At 71.1% G+C, this 26,066-nt stretch carries 24 protein-coding genes; 16 read left to right on the top strand and 8 right to left on the bottom strand.

The genetic code is table 11. The features are described 5' to 3' along the window. Positions 1–122: 122 nt before the first annotated feature. Positions 123–1,223 (top strand): radical SAM protein, encoded by a 1,101-nt coding sequence (locus AAFN69_RS07375; RefSeq protein ID WP_347727502.1) that lies wholly within the window; start codon positions 123–125, stop codon positions 1,221–1,223. Between the two features lie 106 nt (positions 1,224–1,329). Here the strand turns inward: AAFN69_RS07375 and AAFN69_RS07370 are convergent, their stop codons facing one another. From AAFN69_RS07370 to AAFN69_RS07360, 3 genes are read right to left on the bottom strand one after another with little or no spacing between them, the layout of a single operon-like run. After that, positions 1,330–2,325: a galactokinase gene (locus AAFN69_RS07370; RefSeq protein WP_347727501.1), complete on the bottom strand. Its 996-nt coding sequence runs from the start codon at positions 2,323–2,325 to the stop codon at positions 1,330–1,332. Next, positions 2,322–2,816, bottom strand: coding sequence for an NUDIX domain-containing protein (locus tag AAFN69_RS07365; RefSeq protein ID WP_347727500.1), 495 nt, complete (start codon positions 2,814–2,816; stop codon positions 2,322–2,324). Before AAFN69_RS07365 ends, AAFN69_RS07370 begins: the two co-directional genes overlap by 4 nt. A 56-nt stretch (positions 2,817–2,872) precedes the next feature. After that, positions 2,873–3,946 (bottom strand): NAD-dependent epimerase/dehydratase family protein, encoded by a 1,074-nt coding sequence (locus tag AAFN69_RS07360; protein WP_347727499.1) that lies wholly within the window; start codon positions 3,944–3,946, stop codon positions 2,873–2,875. A gap of 161 nt (positions 3,947–4,107) precedes the next feature. Here AAFN69_RS07360 and AAFN69_RS07355 point away from each other — a divergent pair, with 161 nt between their 5' ends. The 14 genes from AAFN69_RS07355 to fabD all read left to right on the top strand — a co-directional run bounded on the left by AAFN69_RS07355 (position 4,108) and on the right by fabD (position 19,055). Further along, complete coding sequence (locus AAFN69_RS07355; protein WP_347727498.1) at positions 4,108–5,883, top strand: hypothetical protein; 1,776 nt, start codon at positions 4,108–4,110, stop codon at positions 5,881–5,883. Positions 5,884–6,391: 508 nt separating this feature from the next. After that, positions 6,392–6,889 carry a holo-ACP synthase gene (acpS, locus tag AAFN69_RS07350; protein WP_347727497.1) on the top strand — a complete coding sequence of 166 codons (498 nt, stop codon included), beginning with the start codon at positions 6,392–6,394 and terminating at the stop codon, positions 6,887–6,889. After that, entirely contained in the window at positions 6,886–7,356 is a 471-nt protein-coding gene (locus tag AAFN69_RS07345) for a hotdog domain-containing protein (RefSeq protein ID WP_347727496.1), read from the top strand. The genes acpS and AAFN69_RS07345 overlap by 4 nt, the downstream gene beginning before the upstream one ends. After that, positions 7,353–8,702, top strand: a complete 1,350-nt coding sequence (locus tag AAFN69_RS07340; protein WP_347727495.1) for a beta-ketoacyl-[acyl-carrier-protein] synthase family protein — start codon at positions 7,353–7,355, stop codon at positions 8,700–8,702. The genes AAFN69_RS07345 and AAFN69_RS07340 overlap by 4 nt, the downstream gene beginning before the upstream one ends. Continuing rightward, a complete protein-coding gene (locus AAFN69_RS07335; RefSeq protein ID WP_347727494.1) occupies positions 8,699–9,091 on the top strand; it encodes a hydroxymyristoyl-ACP dehydratase in 393 nt (130 codons plus the stop codon). The genes AAFN69_RS07340 and AAFN69_RS07335 overlap by 4 nt, the downstream gene beginning before the upstream one ends. Further along, positions 9,088–10,392, top strand: a complete 1,305-nt coding sequence (locus tag AAFN69_RS07330; RefSeq protein WP_347727493.1) for a beta-ketoacyl-[acyl-carrier-protein] synthase family protein — start codon at positions 9,088–9,090, stop codon at positions 10,390–10,392. The genes AAFN69_RS07335 and AAFN69_RS07330 overlap by 4 nt, the downstream gene beginning before the upstream one ends. Further along, on the top strand, positions 10,389–12,809 hold the full coding sequence (locus AAFN69_RS07325; RefSeq protein ID WP_347727492.1) for a beta-ketoacyl-[acyl-carrier-protein] synthase family protein: 2,421 nt from the start codon (positions 10,389–10,391) through the stop codon (positions 12,807–12,809). The genes AAFN69_RS07330 and AAFN69_RS07325 overlap by 4 nt, the downstream gene beginning before the upstream one ends. Beyond that, positions 12,806–13,573 (top strand): 3-oxoacyl-ACP reductase family protein, encoded by a 768-nt coding sequence (locus AAFN69_RS07320; protein ID WP_347727491.1) that lies wholly within the window; start codon positions 12,806–12,808, stop codon positions 13,571–13,573. Before AAFN69_RS07325 ends, AAFN69_RS07320 begins: the two co-directional genes overlap by 4 nt. Before the next feature lie 26 nt (positions 13,574–13,599). Then, positions 13,600–15,141, top strand: a complete 1,542-nt coding sequence (locus AAFN69_RS07315) for an acyl-CoA carboxylase subunit beta (protein WP_347727696.1) — start codon at positions 13,600–13,602, stop codon at positions 15,139–15,141. Continuing rightward, positions 15,138–15,356: an acyl-CoA carboxylase subunit epsilon gene (locus AAFN69_RS07310; protein WP_347727490.1), complete on the top strand. Its 219-nt coding sequence runs from the start codon at positions 15,138–15,140 to the stop codon at positions 15,354–15,356. Before AAFN69_RS07315 ends, AAFN69_RS07310 begins: the two co-directional genes overlap by 4 nt. Positions 15,357–15,922: 566 nt before the next feature. Further along, positions 15,923–16,339 carry a phosphopantetheine-binding protein gene (locus AAFN69_RS07305; protein WP_347727489.1) on the top strand — a complete coding sequence of 139 codons (417 nt, stop codon included), beginning with the start codon at positions 15,923–15,925 and terminating at the stop codon, positions 16,337–16,339. Between the two features lie 12 nt (positions 16,340–16,351). Continuing rightward, positions 16,352–17,440: a 3-oxoacyl-ACP synthase III family protein gene (locus tag AAFN69_RS07300; RefSeq protein ID WP_347727488.1), complete on the top strand. Its 1,089-nt coding sequence runs from the start codon at positions 16,352–16,354 to the stop codon at positions 17,438–17,440. 13 nt (positions 17,441–17,453) lie between these two features. After that, positions 17,454–17,981 carry a flavin reductase family protein gene (locus tag AAFN69_RS07295; protein ID WP_347727487.1) on the top strand — a complete coding sequence of 176 codons (528 nt, stop codon included), beginning with the start codon at positions 17,454–17,456 and terminating at the stop codon, positions 17,979–17,981. A gap of 87 nt (positions 17,982–18,068) precedes the next feature. Further along, positions 18,069–19,055, top strand: a complete 987-nt coding sequence (gene fabD, locus AAFN69_RS07290; protein WP_347727486.1) for an ACP S-malonyltransferase — start codon at positions 18,069–18,071, stop codon at positions 19,053–19,055. A gap of 316 nt (positions 19,056–19,371) precedes the next feature. Here fabD and AAFN69_RS07285 read toward each other — a convergent pair whose 3' ends face one another. Continuing rightward, a complete protein-coding gene (locus AAFN69_RS07285; RefSeq protein WP_347727485.1) occupies positions 19,372–20,046 on the bottom strand; it encodes a sigma-70 family RNA polymerase sigma factor in 675 nt (224 codons plus the stop codon). A 303-nt stretch (positions 20,047–20,349) separates the two neighbouring features. On the opposite strand from AAFN69_RS07285, the gene AAFN69_RS07280 reads away from it, so the two are divergent. After that, the gene (locus AAFN69_RS07280) at positions 20,350–20,667 is read left to right on the top strand and encodes a non-heme iron oxygenase ferredoxin subunit (protein ID WP_347727484.1); all 318 of its coding nucleotides are present in this window, start codon (positions 20,350–20,352) and stop codon (positions 20,665–20,667) included. Here the strand turns inward: AAFN69_RS07280 and AAFN69_RS07275 are convergent. The 4 genes from AAFN69_RS07275 to AAFN69_RS07260 all read right to left on the bottom strand — a co-directional run bounded on the left by AAFN69_RS07275 (position 20,654) and on the right by AAFN69_RS07260 (position 26,064). Then, positions 20,654–22,426 (bottom strand): cytochrome P450, encoded by a 1,773-nt coding sequence (locus AAFN69_RS07275; protein WP_347727483.1) that lies wholly within the window; start codon positions 22,424–22,426, stop codon positions 20,654–20,656. The genes AAFN69_RS07280 and AAFN69_RS07275 overlap by 14 nt on opposite strands. After that, entirely contained in the window at positions 22,426–23,880 is a 1,455-nt protein-coding gene (locus AAFN69_RS07270) for a cytochrome P450 (RefSeq protein WP_347727482.1), read from the bottom strand. Before AAFN69_RS07270 ends, AAFN69_RS07275 begins: the two co-directional genes overlap by 1 nt. A gap of 29 nt (positions 23,881–23,909) precedes the next feature. Continuing rightward, positions 23,910–24,458, bottom strand: a complete 549-nt coding sequence (locus AAFN69_RS07265) for an ester cyclase (RefSeq protein WP_347727481.1) — start codon at positions 24,456–24,458, stop codon at positions 23,910–23,912. A 91-nt stretch (positions 24,459–24,549) separates the two neighbouring features. Next, complete coding sequence (locus tag AAFN69_RS07260) at positions 24,550–26,064, bottom strand: NAD(P)/FAD-dependent oxidoreductase (protein ID WP_347727480.1); 1,515 nt, start codon at positions 26,062–26,064, stop codon at positions 24,550–24,552. Between the last annotated feature and the right edge of the window lie 2 nt (positions 26,065–26,066).

Here is a 26,066-nt window from a genome sequence, read left to right as displayed (position 1 = left end):
TCCCCCGGGCCGGCCCGCGCCGGCTGCCGGACCCAGCCGGACCGACAGATGCCGGGGCGGTGCGCTCCGCCCCGCTGATAGACGAGAACACACGGGTTCTCCATACGCAGCAGGAGATCGATTTGACGTTCGACCGTCTGGACCTGGTGTCCAAGCTGTACCAGCCGTCCGGCTGGCCACGAGTCCTCGAAGCGGCCGCGGGGAAACGCTCCAGCGGCCCGCTGGTGGTGGACCTGGACCCCACGACTTTCTGCGACCTGGCCTGCCCCGAGTGCATCAGCGGCAAGCTGCTGAACCAGGGCCGTTTCACTCCCGAGCGGCTGGCCGAGCTCGCCGACGAGCTGATACAGATGTCCGTCCGCGGTGTGGTTCTCATCGGCGGCGGCGAACCCCTGGCCCATCGCGGCACCCGCAAGGTGCTGCGCATGCTCGGTGAGGCCGGTGTCGCCATCGGTGTGGTCACCAACGGCACGATGATCCAGCAGAACCTCGACGAACTGGCGGAGTACGCCTCCTGGGTGCGGGTGTCGATGGACGCCGGCACCCGGGAGACCTACGGGATCTTCCGGCCCGACCGCAAGGGCCGCAGCGTGTTCGACAAGGTCATCGGCAACATGCGGATGCTGGCCGAGGTCAAGAAGGGGGCGCTCGGCTACTCGTTCCTGGTGATGACCAGACAACAGCGCGACGGCACCGTCGTGAGCAACCACCACGAGGTACTGGAGGCGGCGGGACTGGCGAAGGACATCGGCTGCGACTACTTCGAGACCAAGGCCATGTTCGACGACGGCCACCATGTGATCCAGGTGGCCGACGACATCCTCGGCTCGGTGGACGACCAGCTCGCCCGGGCGGAGGAGAAGTGGGCGGACGACTCCTTCGAGATCATCAACTCGTCCACCCTCACCTCTCTGCGGAACCGGGTCGGCGCCGTGCAGCCGAAGGAGTACCACCAGTGCCAGGTGGCGGAGTTGCGCACGCTGATCACCCCGTCCGGCGTCTACGTCTGCTCCTACCACCGGGGCAACGCGCAGGCGAAGATCGGTGACGCGGTGACCGAGCGGATGCAGGACATCTGGCTCAACTCCGACCGGGGGATCATCGACCCGACCCGGGACTGCCGGTTCCACTGCGCGCGTCACCGCTCCAACCTCGAACTGGAGAAGATCGCGGCCGAAGCGGTGACGCCCGAGATGGGCGGTGACTACGACCCGTTCATCTAGGGTCTCTCCCAGGGCTCTTCCGCCGGGCCCTCACGGGGTACGGCGCGGGGGCCGGGGTCCGGTCCATCCGGTACACCCCGGCCCCCGGTCCGTCCCGCGGGTCCGGTCAGTCCGCACCGTCCGGAGTCGCTCCGGCCGCCGCCCGGGTGGGAATCACCCGGGCGGCGGGGTGCGTGGCGGCCAGCGCCCGGCGCAGTTCCCGGACGGTGTCGTCCAGGCCGGCCGTCTCGCAGATGCCCACCAGGGCTCCGCCGCCGCCGGCCCCGCTGAGCTTCAGCCGCAGGCCGGTGGCGTGCAGGGCCCCCTCCCTCAACTCCTCCAGGAGGGGTGTGGACATGCCCTGCTGATCCCTCATGGTGGTGTGGGCCCGGTGCATGGCGGTCGCCAGGCCGGGGAGATCCCCGGCGCCGATGGCCTCCCACGCCGCCGCCGACGCGTCGTCCGCCTCCTTCAGATAGCGGGCGAGCGCCGGATCGCGGTCGGCCAGCTGGGCGCGGACGACCTTGATGTGATCGCTGGTGTCCTTGCGGGTGGCCGAGTCCACGACCACCACCGACCAGCCGTCCGGCAGCCCGCTCCGGCCGGTCACCGCGGGCAGCCCGGTACTGCGGCCCTCCAGCAGCAGCGCACCGCCCTCGATGACCGCCAGATGGTCCATGCCACCGCCGTTGAAGTGGGCGAACTCGAATTCGTACGCCCACTGCGCGAGGGTGGCGGCGGAGATGCCCGGCAGCGGTGCCCGGGCCTCGGTGTACGCCCGGAAGAGAGCAACGATGAGGGCGGTGGAGGAGGAGAGTCCGCTGGCGGCCGGCGCGTCACTGCGCACGGTCACGGACGGTGGGGCCGGTGCGAGACCGGGTATCCGGTCCCGGAGGAAGTCCCACACCTGGAGCGGCCAGCCGCCCTCCGTCTCCGGCCGGTCCCGCTGCTGCCCCTGCCGGTCCCGCTGCTCCCGCTGCTCCCCGGATAAGGGAGCGATCTCGACCGTTGTGGTCAGATCCAGGGCGAGACTGACCGAACGGCCGCCGAGCCAGTCCAGATCCTCGCCGGAGAGACAGGCCCGGCAGGGCACGGTGGCCGTGGTGATTCCGCCGCCGCTCACCGGGCCTGGAACTTTCCGGTGGCGAGAAACGCGCGGAACATGTCGAGCGCCACCGCCGTCGGCGGATGGAGCGGCCAGGGCGGATCGTCCGGCTCGCGGAAGACGGCCCGCAGGGATTCCTCCGGCTCCGGACGGAGCTCGCCCGACCAGCGGCGGGCCAGAAAACACAGGGCGAAGCAGTGCGTGATATCGCCATTCGGATACGTGAGGGTGTGCACCCCCGGATCGGAGAGCGAGCCGAACGGAATCAGATCCGCCCGGTCGACATCGAGTCCGGTCTCCTCCTTCAGCTCCCGCACGGCGGTGCCGGTGAAATCACTGCCGGGCTCGCAGGCCCCGGCAGGGAGCTCCCACACCCCGGAATCGGCGCGCTGTTGGAAAAGCACCCGGCCCGCCGGGTCCACGAGCAGTACCTGCGCCCCCGGGACGAGCAGCAGCCGGCTGCCGACCTCCCGGCGGAGTGAGCCGATATAGGAATCCGCGTAACTCATCGGTGTGCGGCCTTCCGGTGCGCCCGGCCGGGGCCCGGCCGTCTGTGGAGAAGGTGTCATGCGGCTTTCTCCGCGAGCCAGTCGGGCACGGCTCCCGGCGTGGCGTTGAGCCAGCGGACATAGCGCTCCACGCCTTCGCGAACGGTGATTCCGGGCGTCCAGCGCATCAGTTCGCGCAGCCGGTCGGTGGCCGCGTATCCGCCGAGCGGGTCATCGGCCGGGCGCGGTGTGGTGATGAATCGGGATCCCGGGAAATGGGGGGCGATCAGCTCACCGACGTCACGTACGGAAGTGGGGATTCCGCTGCCGACATTGACCGTCTCGCCGACCATTCCCTCCTCCACCAGCGCGAGCGCGGTGGCCAGGGCGATGTCATCGACATGGACCAGGTCCCGCACCTGCACCCCGCCGCCGTTGAGCCGCATCGGCAGCCCGAGCTTGGCGTGCATGGCGAGCCAGGCGACCATCCAGGAGTGACTGCCCGGCTTGGGTATCTGCGGGTCCCCGTAGACGGAGAAATACCGCAGGATGGCGAATTCGGTACCGGCGGCCCCGAGCAGCAGCCGGGTCTGGTGCTCCGCCCAGAGTTTTGAATTGGCGTAAACGGAGAGCGGATGCGGAGGCAGATCCTCCGAAAACTGCCGGGGTCCGGAGTCACCGGCCGGCCCATTGCCGTAGACGGCCGCCGACGAGACCATCACCAGCCGTCGCACATCCGCGGCGGCGGTCTCCTCCAGGATCACCTCCGTCCCCTCGATGTTGGCCCGGAAGGCGATGTCGGGCCGCTTGGTGCAGGCGGCCACATCGGCGAACGCCGCAGCGTGCACCACATAGTCGGCGCCGTCGAGCAGTTCCCGCACCGCCGCCCGGTCCCGGATGTCGCCGACGACCAGCCGGGTGCCCTGGTTCTCCACGCCGAACAGCACCCGCTGGGCGTCATCCGGGTAGGCGTCCATCCGGTCCAGAACGGTGACCTCGGCCTCCGCCCGCCGCAGCAGCCCGGTCAGCCTGCTCCCCACCAGACCCGCGCCACCCGTCACCACGACCCGGGTCCCGCGGAGTTTCTCCAGCCGGGAGGTGACGGATTCGGCGGCTTCGTTACCCGCGCCGTCGGCCAGCACGCTAGTCATGCAGTCTCCTCAATTACTGATACGCATGTGGATCACGCAGTGACAGCATGACGATCATCGTCGGCCGAAACCAGGGTGCCTTTTCGGCACTCTTGCGGCCGGTGAAACGGGCACCGTACTGTCCGGATTTCGATAGGCAAGAACCAGAGCACGGAGGATCTGTGACGCGTTATCGCATCAGCGGCGCGGTGATGACTCACCCGAAACGCCGGGCGGCCGCCCGGATACTGGCCGATTCGGCTCCGCCCGGGGCTTTACGAGTCGTGATGGACCCGGACCCGGCGGGAAAGCCGTCGGTTCTGCGGACCGCGCTCGCGGCCTGGTCCTCGATCGAGGACGGGGCCACCCATCAGCTGGTCGTCCAGGACGACATGATTCTGTCCGCCTCGTTCTTCGAGCGGGCCCGCGCGGCGGTCGAGGCCATGCCGCATGCCGCCCTCGCGCTCTTCGCCCTCTGGGATTCCCGGGGCGGCGCGGCGGTCCGGTTCGGCGCGATGACCGGTGCCCGCTGGGTGGGTGCGGTCAATGAGTACTTTCCCTGTGTCGCCATCATTCTTCCCCGCGATGTGGCCGCCGGTTTCGTGGAATACGGGCGAGCCCGGCTGGATGCCTGGCCCGACGACATCCTCATGTATCAGTATCTGAGATCGCGCAAGGTTCCTGCATATATATCGGTGCCCAGTCTCGCCGAACACGAGGACCACGGGAGTATTTCCGGAAACGCATTCCGGGGCCCGCGGCGCTCGGTCTGCTTTCTTCCGGATGACGAACCGGTGAACGAGGCGGCCCGGCTGGAGGGGCTGCGCGTCCTCCCCTTCTTCAAACACGGTGTCGCCCAGTGCACGGTCCGGGTGGACGGGCCAGGACCGGAACGCTGGCTTCATCTGACATGCGAGGAGTATTTGGAAGGCTCCGGCATACGCAGGGAAAGGCTCGATTCAGCCATTTCGAGATTGACCGGAGCTGATGATCCGGAGGCCGCGCGCGGCACCTGGCTGACCGCGTTCGCCATGGGATTCGCCCATCGGCGGCAGGGATTCGGCGCCGAACTCGCCAGTACGCCCGTACTGGCCGAGTCTCTCGCCACCATCGGTCCCGGCGGTGTGAGTTACACCCGCTCCGAGGAGCGGATCGCCGAACTCCGCGACAATCTGGCACGGATCGCCGGAGCCGCGCTGGAGGCGGGCCTGGACGCGGGCGGCCGCCCGGGCTCCCGTGTGCGCGTCCCGGGGCCCGTGATCACGCTTCTCGGCGGCGCCTCACCGCTGGGCGAGCACATCGCCCGGGGGCTGACCGACCGGGGCCACACCATCGCCCGGGCGCGCGGCGCGGATCCGCTGCGGCCGGGCGGCGCGGTGATCGATCTCCGCCCGCTGCGCGACGGCACCGCCGCCGCGGTCACCGTGCGCCTCCACGACGGCGCCCCCGGCGGGATGTCCGTGCACACCCTGCACACCGGCGATCTCTACGGTCCGGGCTGTCCGCGCGACTCGGTGATCGGCCGGTTGGTGTGGAGCGCGCTGCGCAGCCGGCCGATGGCCGTCACGGACCCGCCGGGGCCGCCGCTGCGTCCGCTGCATGTCACGGACCTGATCACGGCCCTCTCCGCGGTGGTGCGCAACCCGCCGGCGGAGCGCTCGCTCACCCTCGCGGACCCGGCACCGCTGAGCGTGCGGGAGGTCGCGGAGGCGATCAGGGCGGCGGTGCGGCCGGTGCCCGTCGAGACCGTGCCGACGGCCGGCTCCACCGGGCCGGCGGGCGCGGAGAACGCGGGAAACGCAGGGAAGGCAGTGAACGCAGGGAACGCAGAGGACACGGAGCGCGGGGAGACCGGCTCCCGGCCGGCCGGGTGGAAGCCCGAGATGGATCTCCACCACGGGCTGCACACCTTTATGCAGTGGCTGGCGTACGAGGGCATCCAGTACGTGCCCGAGTGAGCGGCGGGTGAGCGCCGGGGTGGACCCCCGGCGCGAGACCGGCTGAACCCCCGGCGTGGGACCCGCCGGGCCAGGGGCCGCACCGGAGCGGAATCCGGTGCGGCCCCGCCCCGTACCGCCGTCATCCGCGCGCGTGCCCGGGCACGGCGTGCTGCCGGGAGGACCCGGGAGCAGAACAGGGGACGGGCCGGCTCCGGGAGAGGACTCGGGAGAAGGTCCGTCCGGTGCCGCGCGGAAGGGTGATCGGGGCGGCGGCCTCCGCGGTGTCACCGGGGGCTGAGCCGGGCGACGGCCGACGGCCGCCCCGCTCCCTGTTCCCTGTTCCCCCACCTCCTCCTGGTCCCCCTTCCTCTCATGGCCCCTCGCCGTCCCCGCACCGTCAGGCGCCGTCCGCGGGGCCCGGTGTGCCGTCCCGGGGCGCGGATTCCGACCCGGGACGGCACAGGTGTATCCCGGCGCCGCTCCCCCGGATCTCTCTGGACAGTGCGGGAACGAAAGACCGGGGGGAATGGTGACGACACGGCTGGCCGTGGGAGTGGACCTGGTACAGGTCTCCCGGGTACGGCGACTGCTGGCGGACAACTCCATGGCCGAGCAGGAGATCTTCACGGGCCGCGAGCGGGAGTACTGCGCCGGCAAGCGCGACCGCCACGCCCATCTGGCGGCGCGGTTCGCCGCCAAGGAGGCCGTACTCAAAGCGCTGGGGACCGGGCTGGGGCCGGGCACCCGGTGGACCGACGTCGAGGTGGTGAACACCCCGCTCGGGCGCCCCCGGATACGGCTGCGCGGCGGGGCCGCGGAGCGCGCCGGGCGATCCGGGGCCTCCCGGATCGAGATCTCGCTGTCGCACAGCGGGGAGTACGCCATGGCCCAGGCCGTGATGTTCCTCCGCAACGGCGACGACAGCGGCGGCGAACGGCACCCCGGCTCCGGGACAGAAACCGAAACCGACGGCGAACCAGGCACCGGCCACGCGCCCGCGCCCGCGGTCACGGACGAAGGATGACGATGCTCTTCCATCTCATCGACCGAATCGACTCATGGGAGGCGGGACGCACCATCAGCGCCCGCAAACTCACCTCCTGGCTGGAGGACTTCTGGCGGGACGAGGGCAGCGGGCCCCAGATGCCCGCGCCTCTGGTGCTGGAGGCGCTCTGCCAGGCCGGCACCTGGCTGATCATCGCCACCACCGATGTACGCCGGCGGGCCGCGCTGCTCTCCGTGGACGGGGTGCGCTTCCACGGACCGGTGCGTCCCGGGGACGTCCTGGTGCTGGAGGGCGCGGTCGAGTCGCTGAGCGCGGAGACCGCCGTGCTCAGCGGCACCGCCTCGGTGAACGGCCGTACGGTGATGACCGCCGAGACCGTGATGTGCGCGCTGCTGCCCGCGGAGGAGCTGGAGGACCCCGGCGAGACGCGCCGGACCCTGGACCGGCTGCTCACCCGGGTCCCGGTGGGCGGTGGCCGCCGATGAAGAGGGTCGCCGTCACCGGGGTCGGCGCGGTCACCCCGCTGGGCAACACCGCGGCGGACACCTGGCGCGGCCTGGCCGAGGGCCGCAGCGGAGTGGGCCGGCTGGAGACCTTCGACGCCACCACCTTCCCCGTCAGGATCGCGGGCCAGGTGAAGGAGTTCGATCCGGCGAGCGCGGGTCCCGCCGCTCAGCGGCGCCATCTCTCCCGGGCCGCGCTCTTCGCGCTCGCCGCGGCCCGCGAGGCACTGGCCGACGCCGGTCCCGGCTGGGAGGAGACCGGTCCCTATGACCGGGGCGCCGTGATCGCGGGCACGGTCGGCCGGCCGGAGCTCCAGGAGCTGGTCGACATGTCGCACCAGCTGAGCAGCAGCGGATTCCGCGATCTCTACCGGCAGGCCCCCGGGGACGTACTGCTGCGGAATCAGAATGTGGGCGTGACCGCGGTCGCCCGGGCCGGGGACTGCCGCGGTCCGGTGATCAGCGTCAGCACCGCCTGCGCGGGCGCCGCGCATGCGATCGGCGAGGCGTACCGCCGGGTGCAGGAGGGCGAGTGCGCGCTGATGCTCGCCGGCGGCTTCGACGCGCTGACGACCTGGATGGACGTCCTCGGCTTCTCCCTCCTCGGCGCCATCACCGACCGCTGGAACGACGAACCCGAGCGCGCCTCCCGGCCCTTCGACGCCGGGCGCTCCGGGTTCGTCCTCGGCGAGGGGGCGGTGATCGCCGTACTGGAGGAGTGGGAGAGCGCGGTGGCGCGGGGCGCCCGGATCCACGGTGAGATCGTCGGATACGGCTCGACGCTGAACGCGTACCGGATCACCGACTCCCCGCCGGACGGCGGCGGCGCCATCGCGGCGATGCGGGACGCGCTGAGGGAGTCGGGGCTCGGTCCCGGCGGAATCGACTACATCTCCGCGCACGGGACCTCCACCCCGGGCAATGACGCCAGCGAGACCGCCGCCATCAAGGAGGTCTTCGGCCCGCACGCGCGGGAGCTGTGTGTCAGCTCGCCGAAGTCCATGACGGGACATCTGACTTCAGCGGCGGCGGGGGTCAATCTGATCGCCTCGCTCGGCGCCCTGCGCGAGGGGCTGGTGCCGCCCACCATCAATCTCGATCATCCCGATCCCAAGCTGGATCTCGACTATGTGCCGAACACGGCGGTGCGCCGCCCGGTCCGCGCCTCGATGGTGAACGCCTTCGCCTTCGGCGGCACCAATGCCTGCTTCGTGATCCGGTCGGCCGCCGCCGCGGGCGCCGGCCGGGCCGGTGCGGGATCCACCCCGGACAGGGCGGCCGGCGGGACCGCCGGCGAAGCGGCACCGGCCGAAGGAAGGGCAGCATGACAGCGTTCGACGAGGTACTCGAAGTGGTACCGGGCAGGCGGGCGCTGGTCGTCCGTCATGTACCGGCCACCCTGCCCGTGTTCACCAGCCATTTCCCGCGCTTCCCGGTTCTGCCCGGAGTGCTGATTCTGGACGACGTGGTGCGGGCCGCCGGGATCGCCGCCCCGCCCGCCCCGGCGGGGCGCGGCTGGACCCTGGCGGAGGCCCACCGGGTCCGCTACCGGCATTTCGCCGGCGGCGGCGACCGGCTGGAGATCAGTGTCGAGGTGGTGGAGACGACCGGGTCGTCGGTCACCCTCACCGCGGCGGTCCGGGTCGACGGGCGGGACATCACCACCGTGCGCCGGCTGCGGCTGGAGCACGCCCCCGGCGGGGAGGCGGCGGCATGAGGCGGGTCGCCGTCACCGGCATCGGAGTGCTCACCGCCCTCGGGGAGGGCTGGGGCGACACCTGGAAGGGGCTGCTGGAGGGCAGGACCGGCATCGGGCCGATCCGCGGCTACGACGCCTCGTCGCTGCACACCCGGATCGCCGCCGAGCTGCCGGACTTCCGCGCCACCCGGTACGCGCACCGCAGGTCGCTGCGGATGACCACGCACAATGACCGGCTCGCCATCGCGGGTGCCGCCCTGGCCGTCGAGGACGCCGGTCTCGACCTCGCGGCGGCCGGCTACGACCCGGAGCGGGCCGGGATCTTCGTCGGCGGCAACAAGGAGATCTCCAACCCGGACCACCTGCTCGCGGGCACACTCGCCGCCCGCCGGGAGGACGGCCGCGCGGATCTGCGCCGGCTGGGCGAGCGGGCCTCCTCGGCCTTCTACCCGCTCTACTTCGTGGAGGGCCTTCAGTCGGCGTCCCTCTTCCATCTCTCGCACGCCCATGGCTTCAAGGGCGCGAACTCCTACTTCCACGGCACCGCCGACGCCGGTTCGACGGCGCTGGCCCGGGCCTTCCGCTCGGTCCGCGGCGGTGAGTCCGATGTGGTGCTCGCCGGCGGCTTCGACGACGCGGCGTCCTGGTGGCTGCTGTCGAAGATGGACGGCATGGGGGTGCTGACCACCCGCAATGAGGAGGGCGCGCGGGCGTTCCGGCCGTATGACCGCGACCGCAGCGGCTCGGTCCTCGGCGAGGGCGCGGCGTTCCTGGTCCTGGAGGAGTGGGAGTCGGCACGGCGGCGCGGGGCGCATGTGTACGCGGAGTTCCGCGGCGCCGGAGCCACCCAGGACACCCGTCTGATCACCCCGCACGAGGACGGCGAACCGCTCGCCGAGGCCATGTCGCGGGCGCTGCGCGAGGCGGCGGTGCCGGCCGGTTCGGTGGATTTCGTGGCGACTCACGGCTGTGCCACCCGGCTCGGTGATCTCACCGAGGCACGCGCCCTGACCGGGGTGTTCGGCCGGGACAGCGGTCCGGCTGCGGCGTCCGTCAAACCCGCCGCGGGTCATCTGGTGGCGGGGGCGGGCGCGCTGAACGCCGCCGTGTGCGCGATGGCGATCGACCGTGCGGCGGTGCCGCCGACGCTCCATCTGGACCGGCTCGACCCCGAGTGCGGGGGCGTCGACTGGGTGCGCGGCGAGGCGCGGGACCGGCGGGTGCGGCACACCGTGGCGATCGGCCGCGGACTGGAGGGCCAGCAGACGGCGCTCGTCCTGAGCGCGCCACAGCAGAGCCCTGAGAGGGGAGCGGAATGAACAGCACTGCCGCGGGGCGGGACGACCGTCCCCGGGACACCGGAGTGACCGTGGTGGGGGCCGGCGCGATCACCGCGCTGGGGCCGACGGCCCGGGATCTGTGGGAGGGGGCGCGCCGCGGGCGCGTGGGGGTGCGGCCCGTGCAGGGCCTGCCCATGGACGGACTGGGCACCAAGGTCGGCGGCGAGGTCACCGACCCGGTGGAGCCGGTGCGGGGCCTCCGCGGGCCGTCCCGCTTCCGGGAGCGGGCCGTGGAGCTGGCCCTGGTGGCGGCCGGGGAGGCGATGGCGGCACTGCCCGGGGGGCTGGTGGCGTCCGAGCGGTTCGGGGTGGTCCTCGGCACCTGCAACGCCGGTCTGCTCTCCGGCCGGCTGAGCGCCGCGGCACGGGGAGCCGAGCCGGATCCGCTGCTGGCGACGCTGGTGACACCGCAGGCGCTGGCCGAGTCGGTGGGCGCGGCGTTCCGGCTCCGGGGTCCGGTACTGGCCGTCAACACCGCCTGTGCCTCGGGTGCCAATGCGATCGGGCTCGCCGCCGATCTGCTGCGCGCGGGCCGGGCGGACGCGGTGCTGGCGGGCGGGAGCGACGCCTTCTCGGATGTGGTCTTCGCGGGATTCAATTCCCTCCAGTCGCTGTCGCCGGAGCCGGCCGCCCCGTACTGCGGGGAGCGGCAGGGGCTCTCGCTCGGCGAGGGCAGCGGCATGGTGGTCCTGGTCCGCTCGGAGTTCGCCCGTGCGCACGGGCTGACCGGACTGGCCGATGTCGCCGGCTACGGCCTCTCGGCGGACGGTTTCCACTCCACCGCGCCCCAGCCGGAGGGCAAGGGGGCCGCGCGGGCCATCGCATCGGCGCTGCTGCGCGCGGGGGTGCCCGCCGAGCGGATCGGATACATCAACGGCCACGGCACCGGCACTCCGAAGAACGACCCGGCCGAGAGCAATGCGATCGCGCTGGCGCTGGGCGCGGAGAAGGCGGCCCGCACCCCGGTCTCCAGCACCAAGTCCGTGATCGGTCATCTGCTGGGCGCGGCCGGGGCGGCCGAGGCGATCGTGACGGCGTACGCGCTCGCGGAGCAGACCGCGCCGCCGACCGCCGGGTACACCACCCCAGCGCCGGACTGCCCGCTGGACTATGTCCCGGGGGCGGCCCGGCCGCTGTCGACGGGCGCGGCGCTCTCCAACAACTTCGCCTTCGGCGGGGCCAATGCCGCGCTGGTGCTGACCCGTACGGAGGACCGGCACCGGCCTCCGGTGCCGGAGACCGACCGGGTGGTGATCACCGGTGTCGGGCTGCTCAGCCCGGCGGGCGGCACCGCGGCCGAGGTCTGGTCGGCGTACGCGGACGACCGCGCCCCGGCCGATTGGTCGGGCGGAGTGCGGGTGAGCCGGGTCGACTTCGACCCCGAGCCGTATCTGACCCGGCGGGAGCGGCGCCGGATGGACCGGCTGGGGCAGCTCGCCGTGGCCGCGACCGCCAGGGCGATGACGGACGCGGGGTTCGAGCCGGGCAGTGCGGGGGCGGCGGCGCTCGGCATCGTCTTCGGCACCGGCACGGGCCCGATGGAGGCCATGGAGCGGTTCACCGTACCGCTGCTGACGGAGGGCCCGGCCGCCGCGGATCCGTCGGTCTTCCCCAATACGGTCTACAACCAGGCGGCCGGTCAGATCGCCATCCATCTCGGGCTGCGCGGCCCCACCTCCACCCTCTCGGTGGGTCATGCGACGGGTGCGGCGACCCTCGCGTACGCGGCCGATCTGCTGGCGGCGGGGCACTCCGACGCGCTGGTGTGCACGGTCACCGACGCGCTCACGGAGCAGGTGGCGCGGGCGTACGCGGCGGTCGGCGCGGCGTCGACACGGGCCCCCGGCGCACCCGCCGACGGCAGGTTCACGCTGGCCGAGGGCAGTGTCGCCGTGGTGCTGGAGCGGCGCTCGGCTGCGCTGGCGCGCGGCGCGCGGATCCTCGGCGAGGTGCTCGGGCACGGCATGGCGTCGGATGCGAGCCGGGCCCGGCTCTGGGACGCCCGGGGCCGGGGCATGGAGCGGGCGATGCGTACCGCGCTGGCGACGGCGGGGCTCGCGGCGCCGGAGCCGGGCGTGGTGCCCGCGGTCGACGAGGTGTGGCTGGCGGCGGCCGGTCTGGCGGCGGCCGACCGGGCCGAGGCGGCGGCGGTGCGGCGGCTGTTCGGATCCGGTCCGGTGCCGGAGCTGTACGCCCCCAAGACCGTGCTCGGTGAGCCGATGGGTGTTGGTGGTGCGCTGACGCTCGCGCTGGCCCTGCACCGCGGCCGCGCCGGGAGCCGTCCCGTGCTGCTGAACAGTTCCTCGCTCGGGGGCAGCCATGTGTCCCTGGCCGTCCGTGCCGGCGCTGAGGACTCCCGTACCCCGATCCACCTCCCGACAGGAGAAACCCGATGACACTGCAAGGACAGGTCGCCCTGGTCACCGGCGGTTCCCGGGGCATCGGTGCCGCGGCCTGCCGCCGGCTGGCCGCGGACGGCGCGGCGGTGGCGGTCAATTACCGGAGCTCGGAGGGGCCGGCCAAGGAGCTGGCGGAGGAGATCGTGGCGGCGGGCGGACGGGCCGTCACTGTCCACGGCGATGTCGCGGACGCCGCACAGGCCGGGCTGATGGTCGGCCGGGTCATCGAGGAGCTGGGCGATCTGGACATCCTGGTCAACAACGCCGGGGTCGCCCAGGACGCGCTCATCTACAACATGGGCATGGACGACTGGCTCGATGTGATGAAGGTCAATTTCGGCGGGGTCTTCCACTGCACCAAGGCTGCGCTGCCGCACTTCATGGGCAAGGGCTCGGGTGTGATCGTCAATGTCTCCTCGGTCATGGGCGAGCGCGGCTGGATCGGCGAGTCGAACTACGCGGCTTCCAAGGGCGCGGTGAACGCCTTCACCCGCTGCTGTGCCATGGAGTCCGCCCGTTTCGGCATCCGGGTGAACGCGGTGCTGCCGGGCTTCGCCCCCACCGATCTGGTCGCGGGGCTCACGGAGGGGGAGACGGGCCGCTCCATCAGGAAGCAGATACCGATGCGCCGCTTCGGGCGGGTCGAGCAGATGGCCGAGGTGATCCGGTTCCTCAGCGGTCCCGAGTCGTCGTACATGACCGGTTCGCTGGTCAATGTGGACGGCGGGGCGATGACCGCGCTCGGGCTGGGGCGCCCGTGAGCACCCCCGGGCCGGCCGCGGAGTCGATGGAGGAGCGCACGACGGCGCTGCGGCTGCTGAAGGAGGAGGTGCATGCGGGCGACCCCGCCGCCACCGAACGCCAGCTCGCCAAGGGCAAGCTGACGGTGCGGGACCGGATCGGGATGCTGCTCGACAAGGGTTCGTTCACCGAGATCGAACCGCTGCGGCGGCACCGCGCCACGGATTTCGGCATGGACCGGAGAAAGCCCCCCGGCGACGGAGTCGTCACGGGGTGGGGCAAGGTTCACGGCCGTCATGTCCTGGTGTACGCACATGACTTCCGGATCTTCGGCGGGGCGCTCGGCGAGGCGCATGCGGAGAAGATCCACAAGGTGATGGATCTGGCCGAGAGCAGTGGTGTACCGCTGATCTCGCTCTGCGACGGTGCGGGTGCGCGCATCCAGGAAGGGGTGACGGCCCTCGCGGGGTACGGCGGGATCTTCAGCCGGAATGTGCGCGCCTCGGGGGTGATTCCGCAGATCAGTGTGGTGCTGGGGCCGTGTGCCGGCGGTGCGGCCTACTCGCCGGCGCTGACCGACTTCGTCTTCATGGTGCGCGGCACCTCGCAGATGTTTCTCACCGGCCCCGATGTGGTGCAGGCCGTGACCGGCGAGAAGCTCACCCAGGATGAGCTCGGCGGTGCGGATCTGCACTCCCGGGTCTCCGGGCTGGCGGCGTTCGCCCATGACGACGAGGCCGCGTGCTTCGAGGATGTGCGCCATCTCCTCTCCCTGCTGCCGGCCAACAACCGGGAGATGGCACCGGCCGAGGTGCCGCAGGACGCCCCGGACCGCTCCTGTGACGCGCTCGCGGAGATCGTGCCGGTCGATCCGCAGGCCGCGTACGACATGCGGCGGGTGATCGGGGAGATCGTCGACGACGGGGATTTCTTCGAGGTGCACGAGGGCTGGGGCACCAGCCTGATCTGCGCGCTGGCCCGGCTGGACGGCCACACCGTGGGCATCCTGGCCAATCAGCCGATGCGGCTCGCCGGGGTGCTGGACATCCACTCGTCGGAGAAGGGCGCCAGATTCGTCCACACCTGCGACGCGTTCAACATCCCCCTGGTCACGCTGGTCGATGTGCCGGGCTTTCTGCCCGGGGCGGACCAGGAGCGCGGCGGGATCATCCGGCACGGCGCCAAGCTGCTGTACGCGTACTGCAATGCCACGGTGCCGAGGATTCAGGTCATTGTGCGCAAGGCGTACGGCGGTGCGTACATCGTGATGGACTCACGGTCCATCGGGACCGATCTGTCGTTCGCCTGGCCGACCAATGAGATCGCGGTGATGGGCGCGGAGGGCGCGGCCAATGTGGTCTTCCGCCGGCGGATCGCGGCGGCCGGGGATCCCGAGGCGGAGCGGGCCGAGGTGATCGAGGAGTACCGGCGGACGCTGATGCATCCGTACTACGCGGCGGAGCGCGGGCTGGTCGATGATGTGATCGATCCGCGGGACACCCGGTCGGTGCTGATCCGCTCGCTGGAGCTGCTGCGTGCGAAGTATGTGCCGCTGGTGACGCGCAAGCACGGGAATCCGCCGCAGTGAGCGGCGTCGAGCTGACCGTGGTCAGCGGTGAACCGACCCCGGAGGAGATCTGCGCGGTGGTGCTCGCCCTGCGCCTGGCGAATGCCGCGGGCGCCGCCGCGTCGACGGCCCACCGGGGCCCCGCCCGGCCACCGGACCCCTGGCCGATCCCGGGCTCCCTCCCCCGGGCATCCGCCGTCTCCTGGGCCGCCGCCCGCCGCGGCCCGTCCGTCTGACCGGCCGGGCACGGCGGCCGGGTGCCGCGGCCGGGTGTGCCGCCGTGCCGGGTGTGCGGTTGATCCGGTTCCGGGCCGCGTCCTCGGGACATGAACCGTCCCGGGTGAGGCGCGGTTCGGCCGGACGGCAGTCACGGGCATGGGGCCGGAGTGGCCGGCGCGCGGCGCGGCAGCGCGCGAGTGCCGTTGCGCCGGGCGGGCCGCGCCACACACGAACACCCCACCGGACGGGACACGGGTGCCGATGGCCCGGCGGCTCCGGAGCGGTCGTATGCGGCCGGTGGGCCGTGTCCGCGCGGCGGGGCGCCGCGGCCCGCTCCCCCGGCACCGGCGGCGGGGGCACTGCGGCTTCGGCCCCCGTCCCGGCCGGCGGGCCACCCCGTGTCGATCACGGTGTATCCGGGGGCACCGCCGGCGGATCTGTGAGACGAGAGACGCGGGACGGACGCCGTCGCCCGTCCCGCCCTCCAGATGAGAAGAGCCACGAGAACGGCCATGAGAACGGCCTCGTTGAGAGAGACCGCTTCACCACAGATGAACCACCGATGAGTTCCGGAGGATTCCCCATGGACCACAGCACCATCGTCACCGCTGTCAACGAAGCCGTCATCGACGCCCTCGGCGTGGAGCCCGAGGAGGTCGTGCCCGAGGCGACCCTGCTGGACGATCTGGGCGCCGAGTCGATCGATCTGCTCGACATCCTCTTCCGCCTGGAGCGCTCGCTCGGCATCAAGATCCAGGCCGCGGAGCTGGCGGCCCATGTGCAGGGCGGCATACCGGACGAGGAGTTCGGCGACGAGAACGAGATCGTGTCGGCCGCGGGCCTCGCCCAGTTGAAGAAGGTCATGCCGCAGATCGACACGGCGGAGCTCGGCGGCAAGCTCCGCGCCACCCGGGTCATGGGCCTGTTCACGGTCGAGAATCTGGCCGGTCTGGTCGCCTCCCGGGCCGAGGCCGACGCCACAGCCGGCATCGCGGCCTGAGGGGACATCACCATGACCGCGATTCACATCATCGGCACGGGCGGCTATCAGCCGGGCGATCCCATCTCCACCGATGAGATCGCCCGGCTCGTCGGCCCGCTCCCCGACGAGGTACGCGAAGGTCTCTCCATCGAGCGCCGGTTCTGGATGATCGACCCGGCCACCGGCGAGCACCGTGAGAACAACTCGGACATGGCTCACAAGGCGGCGGTGCGGGCGCTGGACTCCGCCGGGCTGGAGCCGGGCGACGTGGATCTGCTCGTCCTCGCCACGGGCACGCCCGACTTCCCGCTGCCGCCGCTGGTGAACATGGTCCAGGAGCGGCTGGGGCTGGTGCGCTGCGCCACGCTGGAGCTGCGCTCCGGCGGTGCGGGCGTGGTCCAGGGGCTGGACATCGCCCGGATGTATCTGGCGTCGGGGGTGTACCGCACTGCCCTGGTGATCGGCAGTGAGGCGATCTCCCCCGTGCTGGCGCCGGTCTTCCTCGGCAAGGACCCCGACAAGATCCGGATGCGGGACCGCATGCCGGTCTACATGTTCGGGGACGGCGCCGGGGCGATCGTGCTGCGGGCCGAGGAGGGCGCCGCGTCGGGCGGGTTGCTCGGCGCGGCGATGGAGGCGATCGGCGGTGATCGCAAGCCGGGCATCCACTCGGTCGGCGGCGGCACCCACGCTCCCATCCATGAACAGCTCAAGGCCAAGCGCCTGGTCGACCTCAAGGTCGATGTGGTCGGGGCCGGTGACTTCACCCCGGTGATGGTCACGGAGGCGATCAGCAGCACACTGCGGCGCAGCCGGGTGGATGTCGAGTCCGTCGATCTCTGTCTGGTCCCCGAGGGCAATGTCGGCTGGATGCTCGAATCGCTCCATGAGCTGGGGCTCGACACCGCCGACTGGAAGGCGCTCGACGGGAAGATCATCGACAGCCTCTCCACCATGGGGGCGGTCGGCTGCGCGGCGGTCCCGCTCTTCCTGGACGACGCCTGGCGGACCGGCCGGATCCACCCCGGTGACCGGCTGATGCTGATCGGTGTCGAGAGCACCAAGTGGATCTACGCGGGTGCCGTCGTGGACTGGACCGCGCCCACTCCGACCGGTTGAGGAAAGGCCGCCCATGACGTCCCGACAGCCGAGCGTGGCCGAGGCCGATCCCGTGCGCGGGGTGGCGGCGGCAGAGTTCCGGCAGGCGATGGGGAGGTTCCTGACCGGCGTGGCGGTGGTGACCTCGTGCGGCCCCGAGGGGCCGCACGGGACCACGGTCAGTTCACTGGCCTCGGTATCGCTCGAACCGCCGATGCTGCTGATCTGCCTGGGCCGCCTTTCCAGCGGTGCCGAAGTGATCCGCCGTGCGGGGACATTCACCGTGAACATCCTGGGGCGGGAGCAGTCGGAGCTGGCCGGCTGGTTCGCCACCACGGGCAGGCCGCGGGGTGCCGCGGGCTTCGCGGGGGTGGCGCACCGGACCGGCGGCCATGGCGCCCCGGTGCTCACCGGGGCCGTCGCCCATCTGGAGTGCCGGGTGGTCCAGGACGTCCACGCGGGCGATCACATCATTTTCATCGGAGAGGTCGGCCGCATCGGATGTGCCGAGGCGGCCGACCCCCTCGCCTACCACCAGGGGCGGTTCCTCACCCTGGGGTGAGGAGTTCGGCGGCACCGCCGACACGGGCCGGCGCGAAGCGAGCGCCGGCCCTTTGTGTTCCGCACACCACGGGAGTCTGGAGTCTGTATGAATGCCCTCGCCTTCCTCTTTCCCGGCCAGGGATCCCAGCGGCCGGGAATGGGACGCGATCTGGTGAAGCGCCATCCGGAGCTGATCGAGCGGTACTACCGGCCCGCGGATGAGCTGTTGGGGTTGGAGCTGTCGAAGCTCTGCTTCGAGGGCTCCGCCGAGGAGCTGGTTCCGACCGAGATCACCCAGCCCGCGATCTTCCTGACGAGTATCGCCGTCCTCGATGTGCTGCGCGGGCGCGGGATCACACCGTCGGCGGTGGCCGGGCACAGTCTGGGCGAGTACGCGGCGCTGGTCGCGGCCGGAGTGCTCGACTGGACCGATGCCCTGCGGCTGGTGCGCCGGCGGGGTGAGCTGATGGCCGGGGTCAATGAACGCACCCCGGGTGCCATGGCGGCCGTACTCGGCCTCGCGGCCGGTCCCGTGGAGGAGCTCTGTGCGCGCGTACGGGAGCGGAGCGGCCGGGTGGTCGAGGTCGCCAACTACAACGACCCGGCGCAGCATGTGGTCTCCGGCGCACGGGAGGCGGTACACGAGGTGGTGGGCGCCGCGAAGGCGATGGGGGCCGAGCGCACCGTGCTGCTGGGGGTCGGTGCCCCCTTCCATTGCAGCCTGATGCGTGAGCTGGAGGGCGAATTCGCCGGGGAATTGGACCGGGTCGCCTTCCGGGATCCGCGGCTGACCGTTGTCTCCGGTGGCACGGGAGGCCGGATCGGCAGTGGGGACGAGGCGCGGGAGCAGCTGCGCCGTCAGCTCGCCGGCGCCGTGCGCTGGGCGGACACCCTGCGGGCGATGGCGGCGTCGGGTGCCCGGACCTTCGTGGAGGCCGGCCCCGGGCGGGTGCTGAGCGGCTTCGTCCGCACCTCGCTTCCGGACGCGGTGTGTTACCCGGCGGGCGAGATGCGGCGCATCGACCGCATACCCCGAGCTCAGGAAGGAGAGCCGGAAGAGGAGCTGCTCCAGGGCGGTTCCATTCCGGCGTGATATACATCCGGAATCAAAGGATTTGCGTCTGTCCCGCGAGCACTTACTGATCGGTATTGCTGTTCGCGGGACTCTCGCCTACCATGCACATAGTTAACAGTCGAACTAAATGATGGAGGTGGAGGTGGAGGCAGCAGAGAACTCCGAGAACGAGTCATTGGACGAGCTCGCGGAAGCCATCGGACAACCTCCCCGGAGCCTTTCCGAAAACGCCAAGGCACTCTTCCCGTTCATCGCGCATGAAGCCCTGATGAACAGCGAGCAGCCGGAAGCCGCGCCGGAGGACGCGCCCCTGTCACAGGGCGCGCCCTGTGACTCATCCGGCTGTCACTCGGCCACACGAAGCCGTTGAGGCGACCTCGGACCCGCTCTCCAGCGCATAGGCACGCAGGCCCATGGACTTGATGGTCTCGAAGAGCTTCCTGGTCTCCTCGGAACGGCCCGCCTCGCGCTCCAGGGCGCGCTCCAGGTGCTTCAGGCACCGGCTGCGGATCGGGCCCACGGAGCCCCGGGCGATGCCCAGTGTCGCACTCACCTCGTCGTACGACATGGGCGGCTCGGCGACTAACAGACCGAGCAGTGCCTGGCATCGTTGTGACAACGAGCAGTAGGCGAGCAGGACTTCATCGGAGCGCTCGCGCTTGAGCGCGGTCTCCTCGGGCTGGTTCTCCGACGGCTGCGGCCGGTCGAAGACCTCCGGCCCCTCCACCGGCGTGCTCCGGCCGGCCTTCTGAATGTGCTTCAGGCTCTCCCGCCGGGCCGAGACGGAGATCCAGTGCGCCAGCTTCTGCGGATCCCGGAGCTTCCCCAGATGCTGAATGACCCGCATCCAGGTGGTCTGGCTGACGTCCTCGCAGTCGGCGGCCGAGAGCCGGTGGCCACGTGCGATGGCCCAGATCAGTGGTGTGTAGCGGTCGACAATGCAGTTCCAGCTCTCCTGGTCCCCGGCCAGGCACTTGTCCACAAGTTCATGCAGTGCAAGAGCTTTCATGTATCCCCCGTTGCTCCCCGGGCGGGTGGGTGCCCGCGGCGCCGGGGTCCGGCACCTGCTGGCCACTCACTCCGAACGGGAAGGAATAGCGTCTTAATTCTACGTTTTCCGGCGCTACTGCTGTTAACTATAAGCTGCGGGAGGGGCGGAATGTCAACGATCATTTCGCCGTGCCCTGCCGCCGCCCGCCGAGGGCCGCAAGTCAAATACCGGACGTTCCCCCGGAGCCGTATCCAGGCCACATTCCGCCGGATCTGTTGAGTCGTCAGCACTTCTGCGCGTAATACCGCGAGAGGAACAATTATGGACACACATCTGAGCGAAGTCCGTGTCGCACGAGCGGAGGACATTCCGGCCGGCGGGGTTCTGCGCGTCGATGTCGACGGCACCCCCGCACTCCTCGCCCGGGTGGACGGCACGGTACGGGCCCTGCGGGACAGCTGCTCACACGAAGGCGCCCCGCTCTCCGAGGGCGAGGTGGAGGACGGCACGGTGGAGTGCCCCTGGCACTTCAGCCGCTTCTGCCTGCGCACCGGTGAGGCCCTGGACCTTCCCGCGACCGATCCCGTGGAGATGTTCCGGGTGCGCGAGGCGGACGGAGAGATCCTCATCTCCCGGTGAGGTGGTTCCAGGATTGCCGGATGGCCGGCTGCGGCTCTCGCAGCCGGCCATCCGGCGCCCGGATCAGCGCATCGGACCGGCCGGACTCTCCCGCCGCGGCAGCCGGGGGAGCGTACGGACAGGACAGAGCGCCCGGGGCGCCCGACGGCTCCGCCGAAAGCTCCAACGCGCCCCGTGCGGAAGCCTCCTCCGCACCCCGTCCGGACACCTCCGGGGCCGAATCCGACACCGCCGGGCCGAGCTCCGTCGCCGCTGTCGCCGCCGGGGCCGGAGCCGAATCACCGGCCGAGGGACCATGGGCCACCGGGCACCCCGCCGAAGGAACATCCGCCGCCGGCCGAGGCGCGGGCACCGGTGAGCTCGCCCCCACGGCCTCCACCGGGCGCAGTGTCATCCGGATCCCGTACTTCGCGCGCAGGGAGATGTCCGGCTGCATCACCACAGGATGGCCGGGGACCATCTCCAGACGGAAGCGCTGGAGCATGGAGGCCACCACGATGGTCAACTCCATGTTGGCAAAGGCCAGTCCAACGCAGTTGCGGGGGCCACCGACATAGGGAACATAGGCGTATCTGGGGCGCCCGGCGGAGCGTTCCCGGGTGAACCGTTCCGGATCGAAACCCTCAGGGTTGTCCCAGAATTCCGGATTGCGGTGGGTAATGTACGTGCTCAACAGCAGGAACGATCCGGCGGGAATGTGATAACCACTCAGGACATCGTCCCGGAGGGGCATCCGGGCCACCTGCCAGAGCGGCGGATAGAGCCGAAGCGCCTCCTGGATGAACAGTTTGAGGTACTTCAGCTGCGGCAGATCCTCCATGGTGGGCGGCCGGTCGCCCAGCACCCGGAGAACCTCCTCCCGGGCCCGCTCGGTCTCGGCGGGGCGGGTGGAGAGCAGATGGCAGATCCACGACAGGGTCGCCGCGACCGTCTCGTGCCCCGCGATGAAGAGGGTCACCACCTGGTCCCGCAGCTGCTCATCCGTCATCAGCCGGCCCGTCTCGGGGTCGGGCGCCCGCATGAGGCTGGAGAGCAGATCATCGGCCTCACCCCCGGCGGGCAGCCTCCGCCGCTCGGCGATCAGCCGGTGAACCGTGTCGTCCAGCACCTTGCGCGCCGCCCGGAATCGGCGATTCCGTGGAGTCGGCACGCTCTCCGGGATGTCCGCCACCGCGATGAGCTTGCCATTGATGTGTTCGAGCTGCGCGGCCACCGCGTCGCCCAGCTCGCGCGCGCTGGAGGACCAGTCGGCCCGGAAGAGGCAGCGCGCCAGGATCTCCAGGGTGAGGCTCTGCATCTCCGTCCTGGCGTCGATCACCTGCCGGTACCGGGCGACCCGGTCCCAGCGGTCGAGCATCCGGGCGGCGCTGTCGGCCATCACCCCGGCGAACCGCTCCAGCGGCTCACGGCGGAACGAAGGGGCCACGGTGCGCCGCTGAGCGCGCCAGACCTCGCCCTCCGTGGTGACCAGTCCCTGGCCGACCGAGACCGCGACCTTGCGGTTGAAGTCGTCGGGGTGCGGATAGTTGGCGAAGTTGTCGGCGAGGATGTGCTGGAGGTCGTCGGGATGGGTCACCAGCACCACCGGGACCGGTCCGCGGAACCGCACCAGATCCCCGTGGTCCCGCCAGGCCCTGACGAAGGTCCGGAGCGGGTCCCGGCGGAAGTCGAGTGCCGACCCCAGCAGGGGCAGCCCCTTGGGCCCGGGCGGACGGCGCCCGGCCGGGGCAGGCTGTGCCGCGGTGTGCGGCCGGGCCATCAGGGGGCTCCCTTCTCGGCCGCGCCGGCGCTTCCGGCGCTCCTGACGCGCTCGGCCCTCCCGGCACCGCCCGCCCCGGCGCTGTCGGCGATCCGCTCCAGCCGCATCGGCATTCCCCCGCGCGGATAGAGGAAGACATTGGAGGTGGGCTCGCAGATGTGGCCGCCCGCCAGGGTCAGCCGGTACTCCTGCAGAATCCGGGCGATGACCAGGGGCGCCTCCAGGACCGCGACCGATGACCCCGGGCAGAGGCGCGGCCCCCGGGAGAAGGGGATGTACGCATAGAGCGGCGCGCCTCCGGTGGCGCTCTTCTCGAACCGCTCGGGCCGGAACCCCTCCGGGTTCTCCCAGAATTCGGGGTGCCGGTGCATCAGATACGGGCTGATGAAGACCTGGGAGGCGGCCGGTATGTGGTAGCCGCCGATCCGGTCGTCCTCGGCGGGGCTGCGGGACATCGTCCACACCGACGGATAGAGCCGCAGCACCTCCTGGTAAAAGGCGCGCAGATAGCGGAGCTTGGGCAGATCGGAGGCGGCCGGCTCGCGGTCACCGCAGACCTCCGCCAGCTCCGCCCGTGCCCTGCGCTCCGCCTCCGGGTGCCGGGACAGCAGCGAGAACGCCCACACCAGGGAGAGCGCGGTGGTCTCGTATCCGCCGAGGAACATGGTGACGACCTCGTCGCGGACCTGCTTGTCGGACATCCGCTCGCCGGTCCGCTCGTCCTGTGCGGCAAGGAAGCGGGTGAGCAGGTCGTCCGGCGGCGAGGGGTCCCTGCGGCGCTCGGCGATCAGCCCGTAGACAAAGGAGTCGAGAGTGCGGCGCGCTTGCAGAAACCGGCTGCGGGAGCGGCTCGGGAGTGCCTCGGGAAGCTCCACGAACCGCTGGAGCCGGACATTGGTGTGGGCATTGCAGATGCGCACGGCGCGGGCCAGCTCCCCCGCCCGGTCGCTGATGTTGGTGCTGAACAGCGTCTGCATGACGATGGTCAGTGCCAGCCGGAACATCTCGGGCGTGATGTCGAAGGTCTCCCTGCGGACCGCGCGCGGATGCCACTCCCGGACGAGATCGCTGGTGGCGTCGACCATCGCGGGTCCGAAGCCGGAGATGCGCGATCCCTTGAAGGCGGGCTGTGCCAGCCGGCGCTGCCGGAAATGGAATTCGCCGTTGCTGGTGAACAGTCCCTGGCCGACCCAGGGTTCGAACTTGCCGACGGAGAGCGGGTCCTTGGGGTAGTTGGGCTGGTGGTCGTCGAGGACGTGCTTGATGTGGTCCGGGTGCACGATCAGAAAGAGACTGTGCTTTCCCGGGAGCCGGAAGCGGACGATGTCTCCGTACTCGCGCCAGGCTCGGGTGAAGGTGCCGACGAGATCACGGACCAGGTCGGGGCCGCATCCCACCACGGGATATCCCTGCGGGCCCGGCGCCTGCCGGCGACCGCTCAGGGTCAGACTCATGGTGCCTCGCTCTGCTGGTGGGCCGGACCTCAGCGCTGACGGATCTTGTGCCGGGCGACGTGCAGGATGTTCCCGAAGGTGAGTTTGAGAATGGTGCCGGGCCCGCTGCCGGGCTCCGGTGCCATGCCGAGCTGTTCGACCATGGCCGCGGTGGACTCCTCGTGCCACAGCTCGGAGAACTTGCCGTCGCGCACGATATGGAAATCCAGACCTGTCATGGTCATCCGGCTGCCATTGCCGGGGTAGCCGTAGAGCTCTCCGTGGAAGGTGCCGGTGGCGGTCCACCGGTCGATCACCTTGTCCCCCATGATCACGATGTCGTCCAGGAAGAAGCGCAGATCCGGGAAGGCGTCGTGCATCAGCTGAACGGCGGCGCGGTGCCCCGCGGGCCCCTGCGGGCAGCCGGGCAGCGGCATGTGGTCCTGCCAGTCGGCGGCCAGGAGCTCTCGCTCGGTCTCGATGTTGTTCTTGTCCCAGACCTCCTCGATATAGCGGCGCGCCATCTCGTGGTAGGTCTTGTCCAGGGAGCCGTCGGCATTGGCGTCGGCCCGGGTGTCGAGGTGTACGGGGAGAGACATCAACTGCCCTTTCGGTTGAGGTGATGGTGCTCGATGCGGCGGCTGTCCCGGCCGGGCCGCGGGTGCGGCGGGGGTGATCCGGGACTCCCTCTCACAGCACCGGTCCCACATCGGTGACACCGTCGGCGCGGAGGATCTCCTGCGCGGTGTGGCTGCCGGAGACGATCACCCGGAGCGCGCTGGCCGCCTGTGCCCAGTGGCCCGAGAGATAGAGCCCCTCGATCGGGGTGGTGTAGGTGAGCCGCTTGCTGCCGGCCTGTGCGGGGGTGTTCTCCCAGCCGTAGGCCGCCCCGCGGTGGTTGCCCGTGTACCGCTCCAGGGTCAGCGGGGTCGCACTGGAGACGAAGGTCAGCCCGTCCCTGAACCCGGGATGGAGCCGCTCGATCAGATTGAGGTACTTCTCCTCGAGCTTGGGCTTCAATTCGGCCCAGGGCTCCGGCCCCTCATAGGGAGCGAGGGCGGTGGAGGTGACCAGATGCTCTCCCGGCGGGCCCAGACTCGGGTCCAGCAGGGTGGGCACCACCACGACGGTGGCGGGTGCCCGGCCCTCCGAGAAGCCCGCGAAGGAGCGGTCGTGGTCGTGGCTCTCGTAGATGAAGGTCTCGTGTGCCCCGCCGGCCGCCGCGATGTCCAGGGTGGTGGCGGCATAGACCACGAACATCGACATCGAGCCCTTGAGCGAGCGCAGCCTGCGGTTGTACGCCTTCGGCAGATGTTCGAGGCCGACGAGCTCCTCGAAGGTGTGCCGGGCATCGGCGTTGGAGATCACGACCGGGGCCCGCAGCTCCTGTCCGCCGGCCAGCACCACACCCTCGGCGCGCCCGTCGCGGATCACGATGCGCTCCACCGCGGTACCGGTGACGATCTTGCCGCCGTCGCGTTCGATCGCCGTGGTGAAGGCGCGGACGAGGTGCTGGAAGCCGCCCTTGCAGTGGTAGAGCCCGTGCATCTGGGTGAAGAGGAAGCGGGCGAAGAGCTCGAAGGAGAGCTGCGACGGCGGCAGCCCCATGTACGGCCAGCCGGCGCTGCAGAACGCTTTGCAGCGGGGGTCGCCGATATGGGCGTCGAGGACATCGCCCAGGGTCGACATCCGGTGCCCGAAGAGGGTGGGGAACTTCTCGACGGCCTCGCCCAGCTCCCTGGGCGAGAGCTGCACCGGCACCTGGTGTGCTTCGGCGAGGAATCGCTCGCAGAGCCCGAAGAAGCTCCGGATCCCCTTCTCCTCGTGCGGGAAGAGCCGGACATGGGATTCGATGAACGCCTCGGCCCCGAAGGGTGCGTTCAGTACGTCGTCGTCGATGACGACGCGGTAGAGGGCGTCCGACTCGACGAACTCGCAGAGCTCCCGGACGCCCAGATGGCGCAGCAGGACATCGATGGTGCCGCCCTCGGCCGCGCCGGGGACCACATGAATGGCCGGGTCGAAGTAGCGCTCGCCGGCCCGGAAGGCATGGGCATAGCCGCCGATTCCGTCGGCGCGCTCGGCGACCAGCACCCGGCGGCCCGCCCTGGCCAGACAGGCCGCCGCGGCCAGACCGCCGAGGCCGCTGCCGACCACGATGATGTCGTAGTCGGCTTCCGGGACGGGCGGTTCCTGCGTCGGCATGG

It is taken from the genome of Streptomyces sp. CAU 1734 (assembly GCF_039888735.1).
Taxonomy (GTDB): Bacteria; Actinomycetota; Actinomycetes; order Streptomycetales; family Streptomycetaceae; genus Streptomyces.
Note: the sequence above shows the minus strand (reverse complement) of the source record. Positions and strands in the feature narration are given on the sequence as shown.

What these genes read in the sequence shown, in the direction of transcription:
- AAFN69_RS07365 (WP_347727500.1), bottom strand. Translation starts at nt 2,816, where the DNA reads ATGAGTTACGCGGATTCCTATATCGGCTCACTCCGCCGGGAGGTCGGC.
- AAFN69_RS07360 (WP_347727499.1), bottom strand. Translation starts at nt 3,946, where the DNA reads ATGACTAGCGTGCTGGCCGACGGCGCGGGTAACGAAGCCGCCGAATCC.
- acpS (WP_347727497.1), top strand. Translation starts at nt 6,392, where the DNA reads ATGGTGACGACACGGCTGGCCGTGGGAGTGGACCTGGTACAGGTCTCC.
- AAFN69_RS07345 (WP_347727496.1), top strand. Translation starts at nt 6,886, where the DNA reads ATGACGATGCTCTTCCATCTCATCGACCGAATCGACTCATGGGAGGCG.
- AAFN69_RS07340 (WP_347727495.1), top strand. Translation starts at nt 7,353, where the DNA reads ATGAAGAGGGTCGCCGTCACCGGGGTCGGCGCGGTCACCCCGCTGGGC.
- AAFN69_RS07335 (WP_347727494.1), top strand. Translation starts at nt 8,699, where the DNA reads ATGACAGCGTTCGACGAGGTACTCGAAGTGGTACCGGGCAGGCGGGCG.
- AAFN69_RS07330 (WP_347727493.1), top strand. Translation starts at nt 9,088, where the DNA reads ATGAGGCGGGTCGCCGTCACCGGCATCGGAGTGCTCACCGCCCTCGGG.
- AAFN69_RS07325 (WP_347727492.1), top strand. Translation starts at nt 10,389, where the DNA reads ATGAACAGCACTGCCGCGGGGCGGGACGACCGTCCCCGGGACACCGGA.
- AAFN69_RS07320 (WP_347727491.1), top strand. Translation starts at nt 12,806, where the DNA reads ATGACACTGCAAGGACAGGTCGCCCTGGTCACCGGCGGTTCCCGGGGC.
- AAFN69_RS07315 (WP_347727696.1), top strand. Translation starts at nt 13,600, where the DNA reads ATGGAGGAGCGCACGACGGCGCTGCGGCTGCTGAAGGAGGAGGTGCAT.
- AAFN69_RS07305 (WP_347727489.1), top strand. Translation starts at nt 15,923, where the DNA reads ATGGACCACAGCACCATCGTCACCGCTGTCAACGAAGCCGTCATCGAC.
- AAFN69_RS07300 (WP_347727488.1), top strand. Translation starts at nt 16,352, where the DNA reads ATGACCGCGATTCACATCATCGGCACGGGCGGCTATCAGCCGGGCGAT.
- AAFN69_RS07295 (WP_347727487.1), top strand. Translation starts at nt 17,454, where the DNA reads ATGACGTCCCGACAGCCGAGCGTGGCCGAGGCCGATCCCGTGCGCGGG.
- fabD (WP_347727486.1), top strand. Translation starts at nt 18,069, where the DNA reads ATGAATGCCCTCGCCTTCCTCTTTCCCGGCCAGGGATCCCAGCGGCCG.
- AAFN69_RS07285 (WP_347727485.1), bottom strand. Translation starts at nt 20,046, where the DNA reads ATGAAAGCTCTTGCACTGCATGAACTTGTGGACAAGTGCCTGGCCGGG.
- AAFN69_RS07280 (WP_347727484.1), top strand. Translation starts at nt 20,350, where the DNA reads ATGGACACACATCTGAGCGAAGTCCGTGTCGCACGAGCGGAGGACATT.
- AAFN69_RS07275 (WP_347727483.1), bottom strand. Translation starts at nt 22,426, where the DNA reads ATGGCCCGGCCGCACACCGCGGCACAGCCTGCCCCGGCCGGGCGCCGT.
- AAFN69_RS07270 (WP_347727482.1), bottom strand. Translation starts at nt 23,880, where the DNA reads ATGAGTCTGACCCTGAGCGGTCGCCGGCAGGCGCCGGGCCCGCAGGGA.
- AAFN69_RS07265 (WP_347727481.1), bottom strand. Translation starts at nt 24,458, where the DNA reads ATGTCTCTCCCCGTACACCTCGACACCCGGGCCGACGCCAATGCCGAC.
- AAFN69_RS07260 (WP_347727480.1), bottom strand. Translation starts at nt 26,064, where the DNA reads ATGCCGACGCAGGAACCGCCCGTCCCGGAAGCCGACTACGACATCATC.